The following is a 17,660-nucleotide window of genomic DNA, read 5'->3' on the forward strand; positions in this document are numbered from 1 at the left end:
ATCTAACTCAAGGCTTCCGGGAGGGCACGCAGAGGCAACCCCAGCAGGGTGTCGAACGTGACGAAAAGAATGAGACTCATCACCGCTCCGGAGAGCGCCGATTTTGCCCATCCGCTGAGAAGAATGCGCCCGAGCAGCGTCACTGCGATGAACGTCGAGAGCAGGAAGCCGAGCGGCTCCAGAAGCAGCGCATAGGCGATGAGCAGCGCCACGGTGGCAATCTGGCGGATGAGCGGCGCGCCCGTCACCCAGGCCGGATTGGGATCCGGCCTGAGGATGAGGGCAAGGCTCAACAGCCCGGCAGGGATTGAAAGCATCACCGGCAGCGCGGCGGGTCCCAAGGGGTCCCCGAAGCTCGCCTTGTAGCTACTTGCCGTTATGCCGAACGCGATCGACACGATCAGCATGAAGATGCCGGCGATGCGGTCACTCATTCGATGACGCCGATCTCGCGGGAGATTTCCTCCATCTGCGAGGCCTGTTCGAGAACGTATGCTTCGAACTCCTCGCCGCCGCGCCATACGGTCACAAGGCCGCTGCCTTCGGCTGCAGCCTTCCATTCATCGGTCTCGTAGAGCTTCTGGAGCGTGGCGACCCAGCGATCGTAGTCTTCGTCGGATACCTCGCCACCGGTGTAGAAGCCGCGCCAATTGTAGCCGGTGACGTCCAGGCCCTGCTCGGCTGCCGTTGGCGCGTCCGGGAATGCAGGAATACGCTCGTCAGACAGAGCCGCAAGAATGCGGATATCGCCGGATTCGACGAAGCCGGCAATTTCGCCGAGATCGGTGGTGACGATATCGACCTGCCCGCCGAGCATCTGAGTCACGGCCGGGCTGCCGCCATCGAACTGCACCCAGCGAATGGCCTTGTATTCCTCGCCAGACAGGCCGGCTGCCTCGGCCAGCATAAGCAGGCGGATGTGATCCCAGCCGCCCGCGCCGGAAGAGCCGGCGGCGGTCACCGATGTCGGATCTTCATTCATGGCCGCCGTCAGGTCTTCCAGGGTCTCGAACTCCGAATCCTTGGGAACGACGATCACGCCGACATCGGTGCCCAGCATGGCGACCCAACGCATGGCATCGGTGCCGGCCGGATACTGGCCCTGAGCAATCTGGGTGATGCCGACCGTCGAGGTCGCGACCATCAGCGAGCCGTCGTCATTGCGCCTGGAAGCGACATTCGCCCAGGCGACAGCGCCAACACCGCCTGGCATGTTGGTCACCTGGACCGGATTTTCGACGAGATCGAGATCGTAAAGGAGCTTGCCGACGGTGCGGCATGTGAAGTCCCAGCCGCCACCGGGATCGGCCGGCGCGATGCATTCCTCGGCCGCCGCCGCGACGACGGAAAGCGACAGCGCGAAAGCGCCCGCGCTTGCGAGTTTCATCAATTTCTTCATTTGGTATTCCTCCCTGAATGATCAGTCTTGTGGTTCGATCCGCCCGGCTTCCTCATCGCCGGGGGGGATATCAACGGGGTTGCCACCCCGCGCTGTCGGGGCTGCTCTGCCCTGATGGTGTCGGGTTTCCGCCCGGCTGGGCGGCGCTCTTCGGCATGCTTGCAAAGCCCCGTGCGCCCAGAAGGCGGCGCGCATCCTCCAACGCCTGTATGATCTGCAGGCGCACATCGCGTGCATGAGCGCGTACTGCATTGGCGGCGTCTTCGGCTCGGCCCTCTCGCACGAGTTCGACGATCGCGCTGTGCTCGCGATGCGCAACGGCACGCATTTCGGCGGAACTGGCGACCAGCCAACGTGCGCGTAGCGTCCGGTTGACTGCATCCTGCACGGCATCGCGCATGAAACGGTTGCCGGAAAGCGCGGCAAGCTGCACATGCACGTCAAGACCGACCTTGAACCATGCCTCCGGCGTGAAGTCGGTCAGCCCGCGATCGATCGACACCCGGATCGCGTCGATTGCTTCGGGCGTGGCGCGCGCGCAGGCGAGGCGAATGGCGGCATCCTCGACGATTTCGCGATATTCGAAGATTTCCTCCAGTTGTTTCAGATCGAAAGGCGCGACGATGTAACCGCGCTCGCCCTTGAGCACGAAGCCATCGCGGATCAGTTCCGTCAGAGCCTGGCGGATCACGGTGCGTGACACGCCGTGGCGGGCTTCGAGGAAGCGTTCGGTGATGGGTTCGCCGGGCGCGAGCGTCAGCGTCAGGATATCGGAACGGATGTCCGCCATGGCCTTGTGGCCAAGCGAGCGCTCCGCATCAGCGTTTCCGCTGTTTGTCCGCTGGCTGACTTGTCCCGTCACGTATGCCATTGACCCTCCACAGGTGAACGGTATACCAAATTGGTCGACCGACGCAATCAGGTTGGAGGACGTTGTGCACGAAACCGCTTCCGGAACACTTCCCGGCTTTCCGAAAAAGGTCAGCGTCATCGATGTCGGCCCGCGCGACGGGCTGCAATCGGAGCCTGCCTATGTGTCGGTGAGCGACAAGATCGCGCTGGTCAACGGCCTGATCGACGCCGGCGTCAGGCATCTCGAGGTGACGTCGTTCGTGTCGCCCCGCGCCGTGCCGCAGATGCGGGATGCCGCCGAAGTGCTGGACGGCATCGATCGCAGCCGGGGTGCGGTGCTGACAGCGCTCGTTCCCAACGAGAAGGGCGCGCAGAGAGCGGTGGAGGCCGGAGTCGACGCCATGGTCGTCTTCATGTCGGCATCCGAGAGCCACAACCTCAAGAACGTGAACCGCACGCGAGAGCAGTCCCTTGCCGGTTTTCAGGCCATTTGCCGAATCGCCGAGGCTGCGAAGATCGACGTCTATGGCGCAATCGCCACGTCCTTCGGCTGTCCGTTCGAGGGTGACGTTCCCGTCGCCGACGTCGTCGATATCGCGCGTGCCTATCGCGACATGGGAATAACGACGCTTTCGCTTGGCGACACGACCGGCATGGCGACGCCGCCGCTCGTCACCGAGCGGGTCAGGGCGCTGGGCGAGGCCGTGCCGGAGGCCGACATCGCACTCCATTTCCACAATACCCGCGGCGTCGGCCTGGTCTGCGTCTATGCCGGTTTGATGGAAGGCGTCACCCGCTTCGAGGCCAGTATCGGCGGGCTCGGCGGCTGTCCGTTCGTGCCACGTGCGACCGGCAACATCTGCACCGAGGACCTCGTCTACATGCTGGATGAATGCGGCGTCGAAACGGGCATCGACCTGAAGAAGCTGATCGCCGTTTCGCAGCGCGCCGAAAGCGTGATCGGCCGTTCGTTGCCGGGGCAGGTGATGAAGGCCGGCCACCGCCTCGATCTTCATCCGATGGATGCAGTCAGGACGGCGAATGGCTGAGGACGGTGATCCAGCCATTCCGCCGGATGCCGCCGGCCTGAAAGCGCCGCTGTCCGGCATTCGGGTCATCGACCTGACGCGGGTGCTTTCCGGGCCGTTCTGCTCCATGCTGCTTGGCGACATGGGCGCCGACGTCGTGAAAGTGGAGTCGGAAACCGGCGATCCGATCCGCGAGCAGGGCGCCGGTCGAGACGGGCTTTCTTGGTATTACGCCTCGTTCAACCGCAATAAGCGTTCAGTCGTCATCGATCTCTATAGCGCCGAGGGCCGTGCGGTCCTTTCGCGACTGATCGAGACGGCCGACGTGCTCATCGACAATTTCCGCCCCGGCGTCCTGGCGCGGATGGGGTTCGACAAGGCGCGGCTTGCTGCGCTGAACCCGCGACTGGTGACGGCCAATATCAACGGCTTCGGAAGCACCGGGCCGTATGTCGATCGCCCCGCCTTCGATTTCATCGCACAGGCGATGAGCGGGTTGATGAGCGTCAATGGCCGCGAAGGCGAAGAAGCCATGCGCGTCGCCCAGCCGATAACCGACCTTCTGGCTGGGCTCTATTGCGCGTTCGGCATCGTCAGCGCGTTGCGGGCGCGCGATCTCAACGGTCGCGGCCAGCATGTCGAGACCGCCATGATGATGAGCGCGGTGTCGATGATGGCCTATCTCGCGTCGGAATATCTGGCGACGGGAAAGACACCGGTTCGCACCGGAAACGACCATCCGCTCGTCGCACCCTATGGTCTCTTCCAGACGACGGACGGCGAAATTGCGGTGGCGCCTTCGAACGACGTTATCCTCAAACGCTTTCTCGACGTCCTCGGCCTCGGTTCGTTGTTGGAGGATGCGCGCTTCGACACAAACGCCAAGCGCTTCGCACGCCGTGACGAGATAAATGCGCTGTTGAACGCCAGGACCCGGACGAGGGCGCAGTCGGACTGGATCGAAAGGCTGAACGCTGCCGGTGTCCCGTGCGGGCGGGTCCAGGATCTGGCAGAGGCGCTGAACGATCCGCAGGTCGCGGCGCAGGACATGGTCATCGACGTGGCGCATCCCGGTCACGGCACGGTTCGCATGCTGGGCTTTCCGGTGAAGCTCGACGAAACACCCTGCCGCATCATGCGGCCTGCACCCCGGCTCGGCGCGCACACGGTCGAAATCCTGAAGGAAGCCGGATTTGGCGCCGACGCGATCGCAGATATGATGGAGGCCGGCGCCGTGCGCGACGACCGGGGGCTGCCAGGCGAGGACGGGGACGTGAAGCGGGTGAAGGCATGACGATATTGGCCGAGAAACGTCCGCTTTTCGCTGGCGGACCAGACGTGTCGCCGCTTTGCCTCGGAACGATGATGTTCGCCGACCAGACCGGCCGGGACGAAGCGGAAAATATCCTTGAGACCTTCTTCGCGGCAGGCGGCAATTTCATCGATACCGCGGATTCCTACTCGAGTGGAAAATCCGAAGAAATGCTCGGCGAACTGCTCGGTCGGCACCGCGACGCTTGCGTGCTCGCGACCAAGGTCGGCAATCAGCTGGCGACCGTTCCAGGGTCGGGCGGCATTTCAGCCGAATGGATTCGGCGTGCGGCGGCGATGTCACTCGATCGACTGAAGACCGACTGCATCGACCTCTATTATCTCCATCTCGATGACGAGCGCACGCCGCTCGAAGAGACGATCACGGCGCTGGGGCGGTTGATTGACGAGGGCGCGATCCGGTATTGGGGGGTGTCGAACTTCCGGCCGTGGAAGATCGCGGAGATGATCCGTGTCGCCGATCTGCTGGGGGTCGCGCGTCCAGCAGTTCTCCAACCCTATTATCATATGCTGAACCGCACTGCGGAGAGCGATGCTCTTCCTGCCTGCGCGCATTTTTCCCTCGGCGTCGTGCCGTACTCGCCGCTCGGCCGGGGAATCCTGACCGGCAAGTATCGCGGTGGCACGCCGCCTGGCTCGCGCGGCGCGCGCGGCGACAAGCGCATACTGGAGACGGAGTTCAGGCCGGAAACGCTGGCGCGCGCGGCTGAGGCCGCAGCCTATGCGGAGGCACGGGACCTCGATCCCGTCGCCCTTGCAGTGAATTGGGTTCTGGCACACAGGTCCGTCTCCTCGGTCCTGGTCGGACCCAAGACGCGCGATCAGTTCGATCGCTATCTCGACGCGGTGTCGCATCCCTATCACGCCGAAGACGAGGCGTTTCTGAGCGGCCTCTGTCCTCCGGGGCACACTCCCGCCCCGGGTCATACCGACCCGCGCTACGCTCTGCGCGGCCGCATGCTGCGCGAGGGGTTGTCGACCTGAGCCGCGGTTGCTTCCTTAATCCGATAGACCCCATGAGCGGCCGTCCTTAAGGCGGCGCGGCGTGGCGTGGTCATCCTCTATGGTCGTGGCCAGAATTTGTGATCCCCGAGATTTGATGGCGGGTTCTTCTCGCTGAGGTCTTGGTCAACCGGGCGGGACGATCGCGGTGCTGCGGTTTTTTGTTCGCTCCAGCCAACCAAAGATGGTAGCGACGCCTAGGGACGCGAAATCTGGACTTGAAATGGCCAAGCGGAAGAAACTGAAGCCGATTTCCACGGGGATCGCTGGACTGGACGATATTTTGCGAGGCGGTCTTCCGCCATCCAACCTTTATATGCTGCAGGGCGCGCCTGGCGCCGGCAAGACCACGGCGGCGCTGCAGTTCCTGCGGGCTGGCGTCGAGGCCGGCGAGCGGTGCATTTACGTGAGCCTTTCACAGACCGCTGCCGAACTGGAATCGATCGCGGTCTCGCATGGATGGTCCATGGACGGCATCCGGATCGAGGAGCTTTCGGCCTCCGACGCTGTCGGTGGCGGCGCGGATCAGACAATCTTTCAGACTGCGGAGCTGCGGCTGGACGAGACGCGCCAGGCGATCGAGCGCGCCATCGAGGAGCACAAGCCGAGCCGTCTCGTCTACGACTCGCTTCTGGAGATCCGTCTCATCACCGGCGATACGCCTCGTTTCCGGCGCGAACTGATTGGGTTCAAGGCCTTTCTGGCGAAGCGCAACGTGGTCGCCCTGCTCCTCGACACCCAGGACCGGGAGGGCAACAACGGTGAGGAAGTGGAAGGTATCGCGCACGGCGTGATCCGGTTCGACAAGTCGCTTCAGGATTATGGCGCCGTGCGTCGACGCATCGAGGTGAGCAAGATGCGCGGCGTGCCGATCGCCGATGGCTATCACGACATGGCGATCCGCGAAGGGGAGGGCGTCGTCGTGTTTCCGCGCATTGTCGCGGGATCGATGCCGGAGAACACCCAACCTGAATTGATCAAGTCGGGCGTTGCCACGCTCGACGAAATGTTCGGCGGCGGACAGGAATCGGGGACGATCACGCTCGTCATCGGCCAGTCCGGTACGGGCAAGTCGACGATGGCCTCGCTCTACGCGACAGCGGCACTCGAGCGCGGCGAGAACGTTGCATTGTTCCTGTTCGAGGAGCGGCTGGAGACCTTTTTCCGCCGTTCGGAAGGGCTCGGCATGAACCTGCGTCCCTTCTACGACAAGGGCCAGCTGATCATCCGCGATTTCAATCCGAACGAAATCTCGCCAGGCGAATTTGCTCAGATCGTGCAGACGATCGTCACTGAAGATCGCACCCGCGTCGTGGTGATCGACAGCTTCACCGGCTATCTCAATTCATTGCCGCATCGTGACAAGGCGGTTCGCGACATCCAGTCCCTGCTCAAATATCTGGCGAGGGCCGGAGTCCTGACGATGCTGATCGTGGCCCAGCATGGGCTTCTCGGACACAATGTCGGCATCGATGTCGATGTCAGTTTCCTGGGCGACACCGTCCTCCTGCTACGGCTGACCGAGCACGACGGACGCCTTCGTCGCAACATCACCGTCGTGAAGAAGCGCCATGGGCCACACGATCTCGATGTCCATGAGCTTTTCATCGCGAGCTCAGGCGTTACGGTCGTGCCGTACAACCCGCTTCCGGAAGCGTGAACGTCTCGGACCAAAGATATGAGAGTTCGGCGCTGGATCACGTGCTGATCCTGGCGCCATATCGCAAGGACGCCGACTATCTGGGACGGCTACTCAGGGACCATGACATCGGTGTCAGAGTAGGCACCCAGGCGGACGATCTCGACGAACTATTGGCTGCGTCGCCCGGTGTGCTGGTGGCGACGCACGAAGCGCTTACGCCGGGCATCATCGCGGCCGTCGCGGGTCATTTGCAAGCGCAGCCCTCATGGTCCGAGATTCCCATTGTCGTTCTGCTCGACCGGGCATCGCGGCCCGAGCAGGTGCGTGCTGAACTAGGTCGCGTTTGGCCAAGAGCGAGATTATTGTTCTATCAACGACCCGTCACGACGGTTGAACTGGCGAGCGGAGTCCAGTCGGCGCTGCTGGCGCGACTCCGCCAACGAGACGTTCGCGATCACATCGCCAAAGAGATCGAACTGCGCCGGGAACTGAACCACCGGGTCAAGAACATCCTCGCAAGCGTCACCTCGATCTTCGAAATGACCCGCAGGGGTGCGACCTCCATGGATGCGTTCGCCGAAGACTTTCGTGGCCGTCTCGGGGCCCTGGACAAGGTGCATTCCGCCGTTTTCCGCTCTGAGGGCGACAGCACCTCGATCTCCGAGATCGCTCAACTCACCTTCGATCCGTATCTCCTGCATGGAGAAGACAGGATCGTCGCGCACGGTCCTCCTGTCGTGCTGAGTAGAGAACCTGGCACCACCCTGGCGCTCTGCCTTCACGAGCTTGCAACGAATGCGATCAAGTATGGTGCACTGTCGCAGCCGAAAGGACAGGTTCGCTTTAATTGGACGCTGTCGGATGATGATGAGCCCGACCTGGCGATCGTCTGGCAGGAGCAGGGCGGTCCGGTTGTCGAAGAGCCAACCCGCGCCGGCTATGGGACGCGCTACATCCGCTCGGCGCTGGCCAGTATTTTCGGCACCAAGCCGCTCATCGTTTTCGACAAGGCCGGCCTGCGATGCGAGGCGAGCGGTCCCTTTTCACGCGTAGCAGGGCAACCTCTGACGCACGGGCGAGTTAAGCCGGAATGAACAAGACCACTGCCGGCACGTCGTCGCCATTGCGCATTCTGTACCTTGAGGACAATCCGCTCATTGTCTTCCACATCGAGCAGATGATCGAAGATTTTGGCCATGTCTTCGTTGGTGCGCTCGACAGCTTTTCCGAACTCCAGAAGCAATTCCCGTCGTTGGAGATCGATGGCGCGCTGATCGACATCGACCTCGCCGATGGGTCGACAGGACCGGACGCGGCTGCCTGGTTGCATGAACGAGGCATTCCATCTTTTTTCGTGACGGGGCAGGCACAGATCGCCGCCGAGTATGGCGATGTCTCCCTTGGGGTCGTATCCAAGCCTGTGTCGCAGAATGAACTGGCGACCAAAATCGAGCTGTTCAGAGAATCGGCTGGACGATAGGTCCGTCGCTGGCGGGGGCAGTGCCGTACAGTCTCGATACGGCGCTCATGTGCAAAGTCACGATCTGGACGTGTTGGTGCTTTCTCGGATGCCGTGCGCGCGTTAGGAATGGCGCAGGACGGCGGGCCAACTGATTCGAGTGATGGTGACGACTGGAGCGACAACTCTGGCCGGCAATCGTTTCCTGCAGCAGGCATCGCGATTGCTGGCCCCCCTTCTGGCCCTTGCGCTCGGCGCCTGTGTCGCGTCGCCGACGCGCCTCGAGCAGGCGTCGCTGGCAAGAAGCGTTCCGGCCGCTGACGCGATTGCGCTGCCACCTCCGGGCGGGCCGGCGGTGGTCGGCGTCGTGGAGCGCCGCTACGCCAACGCCATCCAGCAGGACATCGCGCTGGGCGCAACGACATCGGTGCCCGGCCAGAACCTCATGCGTGTCCAGATGTTCGGCCCGGTGGGCAGCGATGGCAGTACGACGAGGCTTCCCGACCACGGACTGCGCGAGGCCGAACTGAGGCGCGAAATGCGCGCCGCGCTTCCCGGCATCGCCATGCAGCGTTCGCCGCTCTACGTGCAGAACGGCTACGGACCTTTCGGCTACGCCACCGGCACTTCGGGGCGCAACCGCTGCATCTATGCCTGGCAGCGCATCGTGCCCAATCGCGGCAGCTCGCCGTTTTCCAGCCGCGGCTCGGTCCAGATGCGGCTGCGCGTGTGCCAGATCGGTGCCAGCGAGCGCGGCCTGCTGGCACTGATGTATGGATATACGATCAATTCGTCCTTCAGCGGGTTCGGTTGGAACCCGTATGGGACGCCCTCCGCCGCCGATCCGCGGCTCGGCCAGACAGGAAAGCCGATCGTGCCGGCGTCGAGCGGGGGCTTCGACGCGATGCTCGACCCGCCCCCGGCGCCGCCGGTACCGCGCAGGAGCGCCACCCCACGGCGGGTTCCTGCGGTCCCCACACCGGCCGCCCCTCCGGCCGGCGCGCCGATCGTGCCGCCGCCGCCGCGCATAGAAACCGTGCCGGCGCCGATCGTGCCGCCGCCGCCATCGCGCTGATGAAACGGTACAACCGCAATCACGTGCTGGTTTTACCAATGATTAAGCAGGGTTGAAGCTTTGCCGGTGATTATCCTGGAAATGCCGAACCATGACCTGTCTCTTCCGTTGGCATGCAAAGGGCGGCGCCTGGGGTTTGGTGTCCGCAGGTGTTCAACCATGACGGCAGGTGAATGAGCAAGCTCCTCCTGGGCCTCCTATGGGCGTTCGCGGCGATCGTGGTGATCTTCGTCGTTTCGCTGCCGATCAACCTCCAGACGCATCTCATCGCCGGCGCGGTGATCCTTGCCCTGATGATGGCCATGAAGCTGTTTCGCCCGGAAGGCACGTGGCGCCTGGTCGCGCTGGCGCTCGGCACCGCAATCGTCATGCGCTACGTCTACTGGCGCACGACCAGTACACTGCCGCCGGTCGGCCAGCTTGAGAATTTCATCCCTGGTCTGCTGCTCTATCTCGCAGAAATGTACAGCGTCTTCATGCTGGCGCTCAGCCTGTTCATCGTCGCAAAACCGTTGCCTTCGCGCCCGCCCATGCCGATGGCGGAGGAAGACCTCCCGCATGTTGACGTGTTCATTCCCACCTACAACGAGGAGGCAGTGCTGCTGGCCGACACCATCGCCGCCGCCAGGGCGATGGATTATCCGCCAGAGCGGCTGACGGTCTGGCTGCTCGACGATGGCGGGACGGTGCAGAAGCGCAATGCCGACAACGTGGTGGCTGCCGAGCAGGCCGAGGAGCGCCACGTCGAACTGCAGAAGCTTTGCGCCGATCTCGGCGCCCGCTACCTGACGCGCGAGCGCAACGAGCATGCCAAGGCCGGTAACCTCAACAACGGGCTGGCGCATTCCAGCGCGGCACTCATCGCCGTGTTCGATGCCGATCACGCACCGGCGCGTAGCTTCCTGCGCGAGACGGTGGGGTATTTCTCCGAGGATCCGCGCCTCTTCCTCGTCCAGACGCCGCACTTCTTCCTCAACCCGGATCCGCTGGAAAAGAACCTGCGCACCTTCGAGAAGATGCCGTCGGAAAACGAGATGTTCTACGGCATCATCCAGCGCGGCCTCGACAAGTGGAACGCGTCGTTCTTCTGCGGCTCGGCGGCGGTGCTACGGCGCGAGGCGCTGGAGGAGACCAACGGTTTTTCCGGCGTCAGCATAACCGAGGATTGCGAGACCGCCGTCGAGCTCCATTCGCGCGGATGGAACAGCGTCTATGTCGACAAGCCGCTGATTGCCGGGTTGCAGCCCGCTACCTTCGCCAGCTTCATCGGCCAGCGCAGCCGCTGGGCACAGGGCATGATGCAGATCCTGCGGTTCCGGTTCCCGCCGCTGAAGCGCGGGCTCAGCTTGCCGCAGCGGCTTTGCTACATGTCGTCGACGCTGTTCTGGCTGTTTCCATTTCCGCGCACCGTCTTCCTGTTTGCGCCACTGTTCTACCTGTTCTTCGACCTGGAGATATTCACCGCATCTGGCGGCGAGTTCCTCGCCTATACGCTCAGCTACATGGTCGTGAACCTGATGATGCAGAACTACCTCTATGGCAGCTTTCGCTGGCCGTGGATTTCCGAGCTCTACGAATACATCCAGTCGGTGCATCTGCTGCCGGCGGTTGTATCGGTAATGCTCAATCCGAGAAAGCCGACCTTCAAGGTCACGGCGAAGGACGAGTCGATCGCGTCTAACCGGCTGTCGGAACTGAGCCGGCCATTTTTCGTGATCTTCGCCGTCCTGCTGATAGGCGTGGCGGTGACGGCGTGGAGGGTCTATGCGGAGCCATGGAAGGCCGACGTGACGCTGGTCGTCGGCGGCTGGAACCTGCTTAACCTGATCATGGCCGGATGCGCGCTCGGGGTCGTCGCCGAACGCCGCGAACGGGCCGCCACGCGCCGAGTCAAAATCAACCGGCGCTGCCAGTTTGGCGAGGAAGGCAACTGGCTTCCCGCGACCATTGAGGATGTTTCGGTTAATGGCTGCCGCGTGCAGGTCCATGGCAAGGGTATCACCGGCATGATCGAGAGTGGCCGCGCCAGCGTGCGTTTCGCGCCGCTTTCCGGCGGTGATCCTGCCATCCTGCCACTCGACATCATGAACAGCGAAAAGTCAGGCGAGGCGGTCGCAATCGGCTGCCGCTATGTGCGTTCGCTGCCCGAGCATCATCGCTACGTCGCCGACCTTTTATTCGCCAATGCTGATCAATGGAGCCAGTTCCAGAGTTCGCGCCGGCGCAATCCGGGCGTGCTCATGGGGACGCTGTGGTTCCTGCGCCTGGCGCTGTTCCAGACATCGCGGGGGCTCGTCTACCTGTTCCGCGGCATGCGTTCGGCACGGGAGCAGAAAGGTCGCGCCGTGAGTGGAGCGCGCACATGAAGCGGACATTGATCGCATTGATGCTGCTTGGCGCGCCCGCCGCGGCGCAGCAGCAGCCGTTCGACATGTCGCCGGAACGGCCTCCGGCCGAGACGCTATCGCCGCCGGCGGCAGAGCAGGAACCGGTCGCTGAGCCCGCGCCGGAAACCGGCGAGACGCCAACTGCGGTCCCGCCCGCGGATGTGCGGCGGCATCTGCTTCCGGATGGCGCGCTGACGCTCTCGGGCGAAAACCCTTCGCGGAGCTGGGCGATCCATCTTACGGCAGCGCAGGCCGTGTCGGCGGCCCGATTGCATCTTGCCTTTCGCAATTCGGTTGTCGTCGCACCGGAAAGCTCGCGCCTCAGGGTCTTTCTCAACAACACACTCGTCATCGATCGGCCGGTACAGGCCGCCGATGGCTTCGTGCCGATCGAAGTGGACGTGCCGCCCGCACTGCTGCGATCGGGGCGCAATGAATTCTCAGTGCGGGTCGACCATCGGCATCGGACAGACTGCACCGTCGCCTCGACCTACGAACTGTGGACCGAACTGGACCCCGCCGGCGCCTACCTGTCCTTCGGCGACGCGGCGGCTGACACTTTCGTCGGGCTGACGGACCTGCGCGCACTGGCTCCGGGCGCGCAAGGCAAGACCCGCATCGAGATCGTTGCGCCCGCGATGGAACGCGAAAACATGACGGCGGAAATCCTGCAGCTCGTGCAGGCGCTTTCCCTTTACGTCAATCAGCCGAACCAGGAGTTCTCGGTCTCGCGCTCGCCGCAGGCCGAGGACGCGAACCTGGCACTGCGGGTGCTGCTTGGAACGGCTGAGGATTTGGCGCCCTATGCCGGCGACGCGACCGATAACGCCGAGCAGGGACCAGCGGTCAGCTTTCGCGCTGGCGCGGAATCGGTGGCGCCGACGCTGCTGGTCAGCGGCCGTCGCCGCGACGAGTGGGCCTCCGCCATCAACCAGATTCTGGCGCCGGTGGACCGCGCCGCCGGCAGCCGGCGGGACGCGCTCGTCACCGAGAACTGGCGCGCGCCGAACGCCCCGATGATCTACGATCGGCGCAGCCTGACCTTCGCCGAACTCGGCATTCCATCGCAGCAATTCTCCGGACGTCGCTACGCGAGCAGCTTCACCTTCGCCATCCCATCGGATTTCTATGCCGCTTCGTATGGCGAGGCCCGCCTGATGCTGGATGCGGCATTTTCAGCCTCCGTCCTGCCGGGCAGTTCGATCAACGTCTACGTCAACGGCAACATCGCCGCATCAACGCCACTCACGGAACAGGGAGGCGCGATCGTCAACCAGCTTCCGATCAAGGTCACGATGCGCCACTTCCGGCCCGGGCTGAACGAGATCATGGTTGAGGCCAACCTCCTGACCGAGCAGGATGAGACCTGCCTGCCGGGCGCGCCGTCCGACGAGACGCCCCGCTTCGCCATCTTCGATTCGTCGCGGTTTGTCGTTCCCGACTACGGCCGTGTCGGCCAGTTTCCAAACCTCGCCTCTACATCTGGAACGGGTTATCCCTACGGCCAGGCCGACGAGCCCGTCGCGATCATCCTCGACGGTGACGGCGCTAGCCTCTCTGCGGCAGCCAACATTCTCGCCAGAATCGCCGTCGGCGCAGGACGCTCCATTCCGCTGTCGTCGACCTATTCAACCGATGCGGCACGGCAGCAGCATGCGATCTTCGTCGGTGCGGTCAATTCGATACCGCAAGGCGTGCTCGCTCAGGTCGGCGTGGCCGAGGAGGCCCGCACCGACTGGATGCCGCAGGATGGAAACCCGGGCGCCCAAGCGCCGGACCAAACCAACCTCGATGAGTGGCGCCAGCGCATGGAGGGAACCGGCCTGAGCGATGTTCAAGACTGGTTCTCCGAGACCTTCGGAATAACGCTGGAAATGATGCGCTTCGCTCCATCGGACGACGCCGATTTCAACCCGGCCTCCGATGACGCGCTGTTGGTCGCGCAGGGACTCAACCCCTCCGGAACCGGCGTATGGACCGTCGTTGCCGCGCCCACGTCAGACGGGTTGAAAGCGGGGACGGAGGCGGTTTCGAACTTCCGTGCGTGGGAGAGGTTGGCCGGCCGCGTCAGTGTGGTTCAGAATGACATGGAAACAGTGACCTCTGAGCCCGTCGCCGCCTTTTCCTTCGTCGAGTCGCAGGAACCGACGATCGGCAACTACCGGCTGGTGGCCGCCAACTGGCTGTCGGCCAACATCCTATCGTATTCGCTGCTGCTGGTGCTGGCGTGCCTGCTTCTGGGCACCGCGACGTCCGGGCTGTTGTCCCGGCTAGGGAGGCGTCGATGAGCAGAGCCGCAGCGCTGTGCGTCCTTGGTCTGCTCTGGCCGATGAACGCCAGTTCACAACCCGCGACCGCCGTGATCCAGCCGCAGGAGTGGGACGCCTACAAGACACGGTTCGTCGAGGAGTCCGGCCGGGTCGTCGACGACGCCAACGGCAACATCTCGCACAGCGAAGGGCAGGGCTATGGGCTGTTGCTCGCCTGGCTGGCCGGAAGTCGTACCGATTTCGAGCGCATATGGTCATTCACGAGAATGAACCTGATGCTGCGCGATGACGGGCTCGCGGTGTGGAAATGGGACCCGCAGGCCGACCCACCCGTTACCGACACCAACAACGCCTCTGACGGCGATATGCTGATTGCCTATGCGCTCGCATTGGCGGGACGGGGGTGGAGCGAAGCGCGGTTCACCGACAGTGCCGGGGACATCGCGGTCTCATTGGCCGCGCACGCGATGTTCGAACATGAGGGTCGCATGCTGCTATCGCCCGGCGTGGCTGGTTTCGGCGCACAGGAACGGCCGGACGGACCAGTCGTCAACCTCTCCTATTGGGTGTTTGAAGCGCTGCCGGTCTTGCGGGAGCTTGCGCCGAACGCGGACTGGGCTGCACTCGACCAAAGCGGGCGCCAACTCGTCGCAGAAGCAGGATTCGGAGCGAGGGCACTACCGCCTGACTGGCTCTCGCTTGGCGGCCAACCACAACCGGCGCAGGGATTTCCCACCGAGTTCAGCTATAATGCGGTGCGAATCCCCCTCTACCTTATCCGGGCGGGGGAGCCGGACAGGGAGCTTCTGCAGCGGATGCTGACGGGAATGACGGGACCGGGCGGCGGGCTGGCACTGGTTGATCTTGAGAGCAACGAGATCAAGGCAGAGCTGATGGAGGCGGGCTATCGCATCATACCCGCACTGGCGCGGTGCGTGCTGCACGGAACCCCGCTGCCCCAAGACGTGCGACGCTTCGAGCCGACGATGTACTACCCTTCCACGCTGCACCTCCTGGCGCTGGCACATGCGAGGGAGGCGCGTCCGGAATGTCTTTGAACCCGACACAGCTTCGCGCGTCCGCCTGGCCCGTCCTGTTGGTGGTGCTGATATCCTTCGCCGGACCCGTGTTCGCCGACAGCTTCTGGAAAATCAACGGCAGGCCGGTGTCTGACGTGGTCACAGGTGCGGCTCCGTTCAGGGTGATGGAAGCCCCTTCGGCGGAAGACCAGTTGCCTGCCGAACTGGCGCAGGCGCCCGCAAGTCCGGAGGGCACGGATGATGCGGTAGTGCAGGTGGATGAAACCGCGCTGCGCTATTTCGCCCGTCAAGGCGATACCCGCCGCCTGGAGCGCGAGATCGCGCGGCTGCGCGCACTCTACCCGCAATGGACGCCGCCGGCCGACCCGCTGTCGATCCCCGTCCATGCCGACGAGCAGCTCGATGCCGTCTGGCAACTCTATTCCGAAGGCAGTCTGGCGGAAGCACGGCAGTCGATCGCCCGGCGCCAGGCTGACGAGCCCGGCTGGCAGCCTCCGCAGGACCTGCTCGACCGGCTCGCCCTGTCCGAAGCGCGGGAGCGGCTGGTGAACGCCTCCGAAATCGACCAGCACGAAACGGTTATCCGCCTTGGTTCTGAGAATCCGCATCTGTTGACCTGCGGCGATGTCGACGTGCTGTGGCGGGTCGCGGAAGCGTTCGCCCGCACCGATCGTCCCGCGCGGGCCAGCGATGCCTATTCCTACATCCTGGCCAATTGCGACGATCCGCAGGAGCGGCTGGCGACCATCCAGAATGCCAGCCAGCTTCTCGACCAGGAACAGCTCGACCGTTTGCTGGCGGTCGAACGGCAGGACGAGGGCGGCCTCGGCGAGTTCGATGCGGTGAGGGACGACATCTCACGAAATCTCGTGGCGCGCGGCGGCGAGGACGAAACCGTGATGGTGCCCGCCGACCAGCTTGCAAGGGTGGAACGACTTGCCAACGCAGACGACGGTGCGGCGGAAGCGCGCCTGCTCGGCTGGTATCATCTGCTGCGAGGCAATCATGCCGAAGCCGAAAAATGGTTCCGTCTCTCGCGCGGCAGGCAAGACACGGCGGACGCATCCGAAGGGCTTGGACTGGCTCTGATGGCACAAGGGCAGAACGCCGAGGCGGAAGACGTGCTCTATCGTTGGCGTGACGCTGATGACGATGCCCGGCAGGCTTATCTGGCTGCCGCCGCCAATCTCCTGGGACAGGAACCCAAGCCCGTCATGACCACTGAGGTGCTTCAGCGCATCGTTGCCGAAGCCGCAGCGGGCCGAGACGTCGCCACGGCACGTCAGCTCGGCTGGTATGCGCGGGCATGGGAGCAGCACGAGACCGCCGGGCAGTGGTTTTCAACCGCGCTCGAATGGGACCTCGACGACGAGCCCTCCGCGTATGGTCTGGCGCTGACCCGCCACCTGCTTGGGGATGCGAACGGGCTGGCCGAGATCCAGCAGACATGGTCCGGGCGCTCGCAGCGAATCCAGGATGTCGGCACCGATGCCGGCAGGACCGCGCCGGCGGTCATGCCAACGCCGCAACGGCAGGGCGCGTCGCCGCCTGCGACAACGCCGGCGGCTACGCAACAGCCCGTGCGCCCAGTAACCGAGACACGGCAGGATGCGGCGAACGCCTCGGGCGGCACTTCCGTTTCAGGAGGTACGACCTGCGCGTTTCGCATCCATCCCGCCGCCCTATCTGCTGCGGCGGCCTTGCGACGCGGCTGGTGCCTGATGGATATGAACCGGCCGATGGAGGCCATCGAGGCGTTCGACGTCGTCCTGAAAGGTGGTTCCGACGGTCAGCGGCGCGACGCCGCCTGGGGCAAGAGCCTCGCCTATCTGCGCGTCGAACTCGTCGACGAGGCTGCCGTCGCGGCGGTGGCGGAACCGCAGGACGCCGGTCGCGCCAACGAATTGCAGACGGCGATTCTCGCGCAGCGCGCGGCCGGTGCGTTCGAGCGCGGCAACTATGTCGAGACGCTGCTGGCGCTCGACCAGCGCAGCCAGATCGCGCCGGAACGCATCGACCTGATGGTGCTGCGCGGCTATTCCTATCTCAACCTCAACCGGTTCGGTGACGCCCGCCGGGTGTTCGAGGCGGTCGCGGCGACCGGCGACCGGGAGGGCGTGCGAGGTCTCGCCGCCGTTACGTCCAGTTCCTACGAGAATCGCTGACGCATTGCG

Annotated in this window: 14 protein-coding genes; 11 read left to right on the forward strand and 3 right to left on the reverse strand. The window is 64.0% G+C overall.

All coding sequences use genetic code 11. From position 1 onward, the window contains the following. Positions 1-2: 2 nt before the first annotated feature. The 3 genes from AAFN84_RS03665 to AAFN84_RS03675 form a co-directional block, all read right to left on the reverse strand. Positions 3-434: a tripartite tricarboxylate transporter TctB family protein gene (locus AAFN84_RS03665; RefSeq protein WP_347513146.1), complete on the reverse strand. Its 432-nt coding sequence runs from the start codon at positions 432-434 to the stop codon at positions 3-5. After that, positions 431-1,399: a tripartite tricarboxylate transporter substrate-binding protein gene (locus AAFN84_RS03670; RefSeq protein ID WP_347513147.1), complete on the reverse strand. Its 969-nt coding sequence runs from the start codon at positions 1,397-1,399 to the stop codon at positions 431-433. The genes AAFN84_RS03665 and AAFN84_RS03670 overlap by 4 nt, the downstream gene beginning before the upstream one ends. A gap of 70 nt (positions 1,400-1,469) precedes the next feature. After that, positions 1,470-2,270 carry a GntR family transcriptional regulator gene (locus AAFN84_RS03675; RefSeq protein ID WP_347513148.1) on the reverse strand — a complete coding sequence of 267 codons (801 nt, stop codon included), beginning with the start codon at positions 2,268-2,270 and terminating at the stop codon, positions 1,470-1,472. Between the two features lie 64 nt (positions 2,271-2,334). Here AAFN84_RS03675 and AAFN84_RS03680 point away from each other — a divergent pair, with 64 nt between their 5' ends. The 11 genes from AAFN84_RS03680 (at position 2,335) to AAFN84_RS03730 (ending at position 17,651) form a co-directional block, all read left to right on the forward strand. Further along, positions 2,335-3,300: a hydroxymethylglutaryl-CoA lyase gene (locus AAFN84_RS03680; RefSeq protein ID WP_347513149.1), complete on the forward strand. Its 966-nt coding sequence runs from the start codon at positions 2,335-2,337 to the stop codon at positions 3,298-3,300. After that, a complete protein-coding gene (locus AAFN84_RS03685; protein WP_347513150.1) occupies positions 3,293-4,573 on the forward strand; it encodes a CoA transferase in 1,281 nt (426 codons plus the stop codon). The genes AAFN84_RS03680 and AAFN84_RS03685 overlap by 8 nt, the downstream gene beginning before the upstream one ends. Continuing rightward, positions 4,570-5,595: an aldo/keto reductase gene (locus AAFN84_RS03690; RefSeq protein ID WP_347513151.1), complete on the forward strand. Its 1,026-nt coding sequence runs from the start codon at positions 4,570-4,572 to the stop codon at positions 5,593-5,595. Before AAFN84_RS03685 ends, AAFN84_RS03690 begins: the two co-directional genes overlap by 4 nt. 241 nt (positions 5,596-5,836) lie before the next feature. After that, positions 5,837-7,273 (forward strand): ATPase domain-containing protein, encoded by a 1,437-nt coding sequence (locus tag AAFN84_RS03695; RefSeq protein WP_347513152.1) that lies wholly within the window; start codon positions 5,837-5,839, stop codon positions 7,271-7,273. Next, entirely contained in the window at positions 7,270-8,349 is a 1,080-nt protein-coding gene (locus AAFN84_RS03700) for a sensor histidine kinase (RefSeq protein WP_347513153.1), read from the forward strand. The genes AAFN84_RS03695 and AAFN84_RS03700 overlap by 4 nt, the downstream gene beginning before the upstream one ends. Further along, entirely contained in the window at positions 8,346-8,735 is a 390-nt protein-coding gene (locus AAFN84_RS03705) for a response regulator (protein WP_347513154.1), read from the forward strand. Before AAFN84_RS03700 ends, AAFN84_RS03705 begins: the two co-directional genes overlap by 4 nt. Positions 8,736-8,877: 142 nt before the next feature. Further along, positions 8,878-9,789, forward strand: coding sequence for a cellulose biosynthesis protein BcsN (gene bcsN / locus AAFN84_RS03710; RefSeq protein ID WP_347513155.1), 912 nt, complete (start codon positions 8,878-8,880; stop codon positions 9,787-9,789). 173 nt (positions 9,790-9,962) lie between these two features. Continuing rightward, positions 9,963-12,155, forward strand: coding sequence for a UDP-forming cellulose synthase catalytic subunit (gene bcsA, locus AAFN84_RS03715; protein ID WP_347513156.1), 2,193 nt, complete (start codon positions 9,963-9,965; stop codon positions 12,153-12,155). After that, positions 12,152-14,464 carry a cellulose biosynthesis cyclic di-GMP-binding regulatory protein BcsB gene (locus tag AAFN84_RS03720; protein ID WP_347513157.1) on the forward strand — a complete coding sequence of 771 codons (2,313 nt, stop codon included), beginning with the start codon at positions 12,152-12,154 and terminating at the stop codon, positions 14,462-14,464. The genes bcsA and AAFN84_RS03720 overlap by 4 nt, the downstream gene beginning before the upstream one ends. Next, entirely contained in the window at positions 14,461-15,504 is a 1,044-nt protein-coding gene (locus AAFN84_RS03725; RefSeq protein WP_347513158.1) for a glycosyl hydrolase family 8, read from the forward strand. Before AAFN84_RS03720 ends, AAFN84_RS03725 begins: the two co-directional genes overlap by 4 nt. Further along, the gene (locus AAFN84_RS03730) at positions 15,495-17,651 is read left to right on the forward strand and encodes a cellulose synthase (protein ID WP_347513159.1); all 2,157 of its coding nucleotides are present in this window, start codon (positions 15,495-15,497) and stop codon (positions 17,649-17,651) included. Before AAFN84_RS03725 ends, AAFN84_RS03730 begins: the two co-directional genes overlap by 10 nt. Positions 17,652-17,660: the final 9 nt, after the last annotated feature.

Origin of the sequence: Mesorhizobium sp. CAU 1741 (genome assembly GCF_039839275.1) — a bacterium.
In the GTDB taxonomy this organism is placed as follows: domain Bacteria; phylum Pseudomonadota; class Alphaproteobacteria; order Rhizobiales; family Rhizobiaceae; genus Aerobium.

Coding starts and splice junctions, on each gene's coding strand:
- AAFN84_RS03665 (WP_347513146.1), bottom strand. CDS start 434: ATGAGTGACCGCATCGCCGGCATCTTCATGCTGATCGTGTCGATCGCG.
- AAFN84_RS03670 (WP_347513147.1), bottom strand. CDS start 1,399: ATGAAGAAATTGATGAAACTCGCAAGCGCGGGCGCTTTCGCGCTGTCG.
- AAFN84_RS03675 (WP_347513148.1), bottom strand. CDS start 2,270: ATGGCATACGTGACGGGACAAGTCAGCCAGCGGACAAACAGCGGAAAC.
- AAFN84_RS03685 (WP_347513150.1), top strand. CDS start 3,293: ATGGCTGAGGACGGTGATCCAGCCATTCCGCCGGATGCCGCCGGCCTG.
- AAFN84_RS03690 (WP_347513151.1), top strand. CDS start 4,570: ATGACGATATTGGCCGAGAAACGTCCGCTTTTCGCTGGCGGACCAGAC.
- AAFN84_RS03695 (WP_347513152.1), top strand. CDS start 5,837: ATGGCCAAGCGGAAGAAACTGAAGCCGATTTCCACGGGGATCGCTGGA.
- AAFN84_RS03705 (WP_347513154.1), top strand. CDS start 8,346: ATGAACAAGACCACTGCCGGCACGTCGTCGCCATTGCGCATTCTGTAC.
- bcsN (WP_347513155.1), top strand. CDS start 8,878: ATGGTGACGACTGGAGCGACAACTCTGGCCGGCAATCGTTTCCTGCAG.
- bcsA (WP_347513156.1), top strand. CDS start 9,963: ATGAGCAAGCTCCTCCTGGGCCTCCTATGGGCGTTCGCGGCGATCGTG.
- AAFN84_RS03720 (WP_347513157.1), top strand. CDS start 12,152: ATGAAGCGGACATTGATCGCATTGATGCTGCTTGGCGCGCCCGCCGCG.
- AAFN84_RS03725 (WP_347513158.1), top strand. CDS start 14,461: ATGAGCAGAGCCGCAGCGCTGTGCGTCCTTGGTCTGCTCTGGCCGATG.
- AAFN84_RS03730 (WP_347513159.1), top strand. CDS start 15,495: ATGTCTTTGAACCCGACACAGCTTCGCGCGTCCGCCTGGCCCGTCCTG.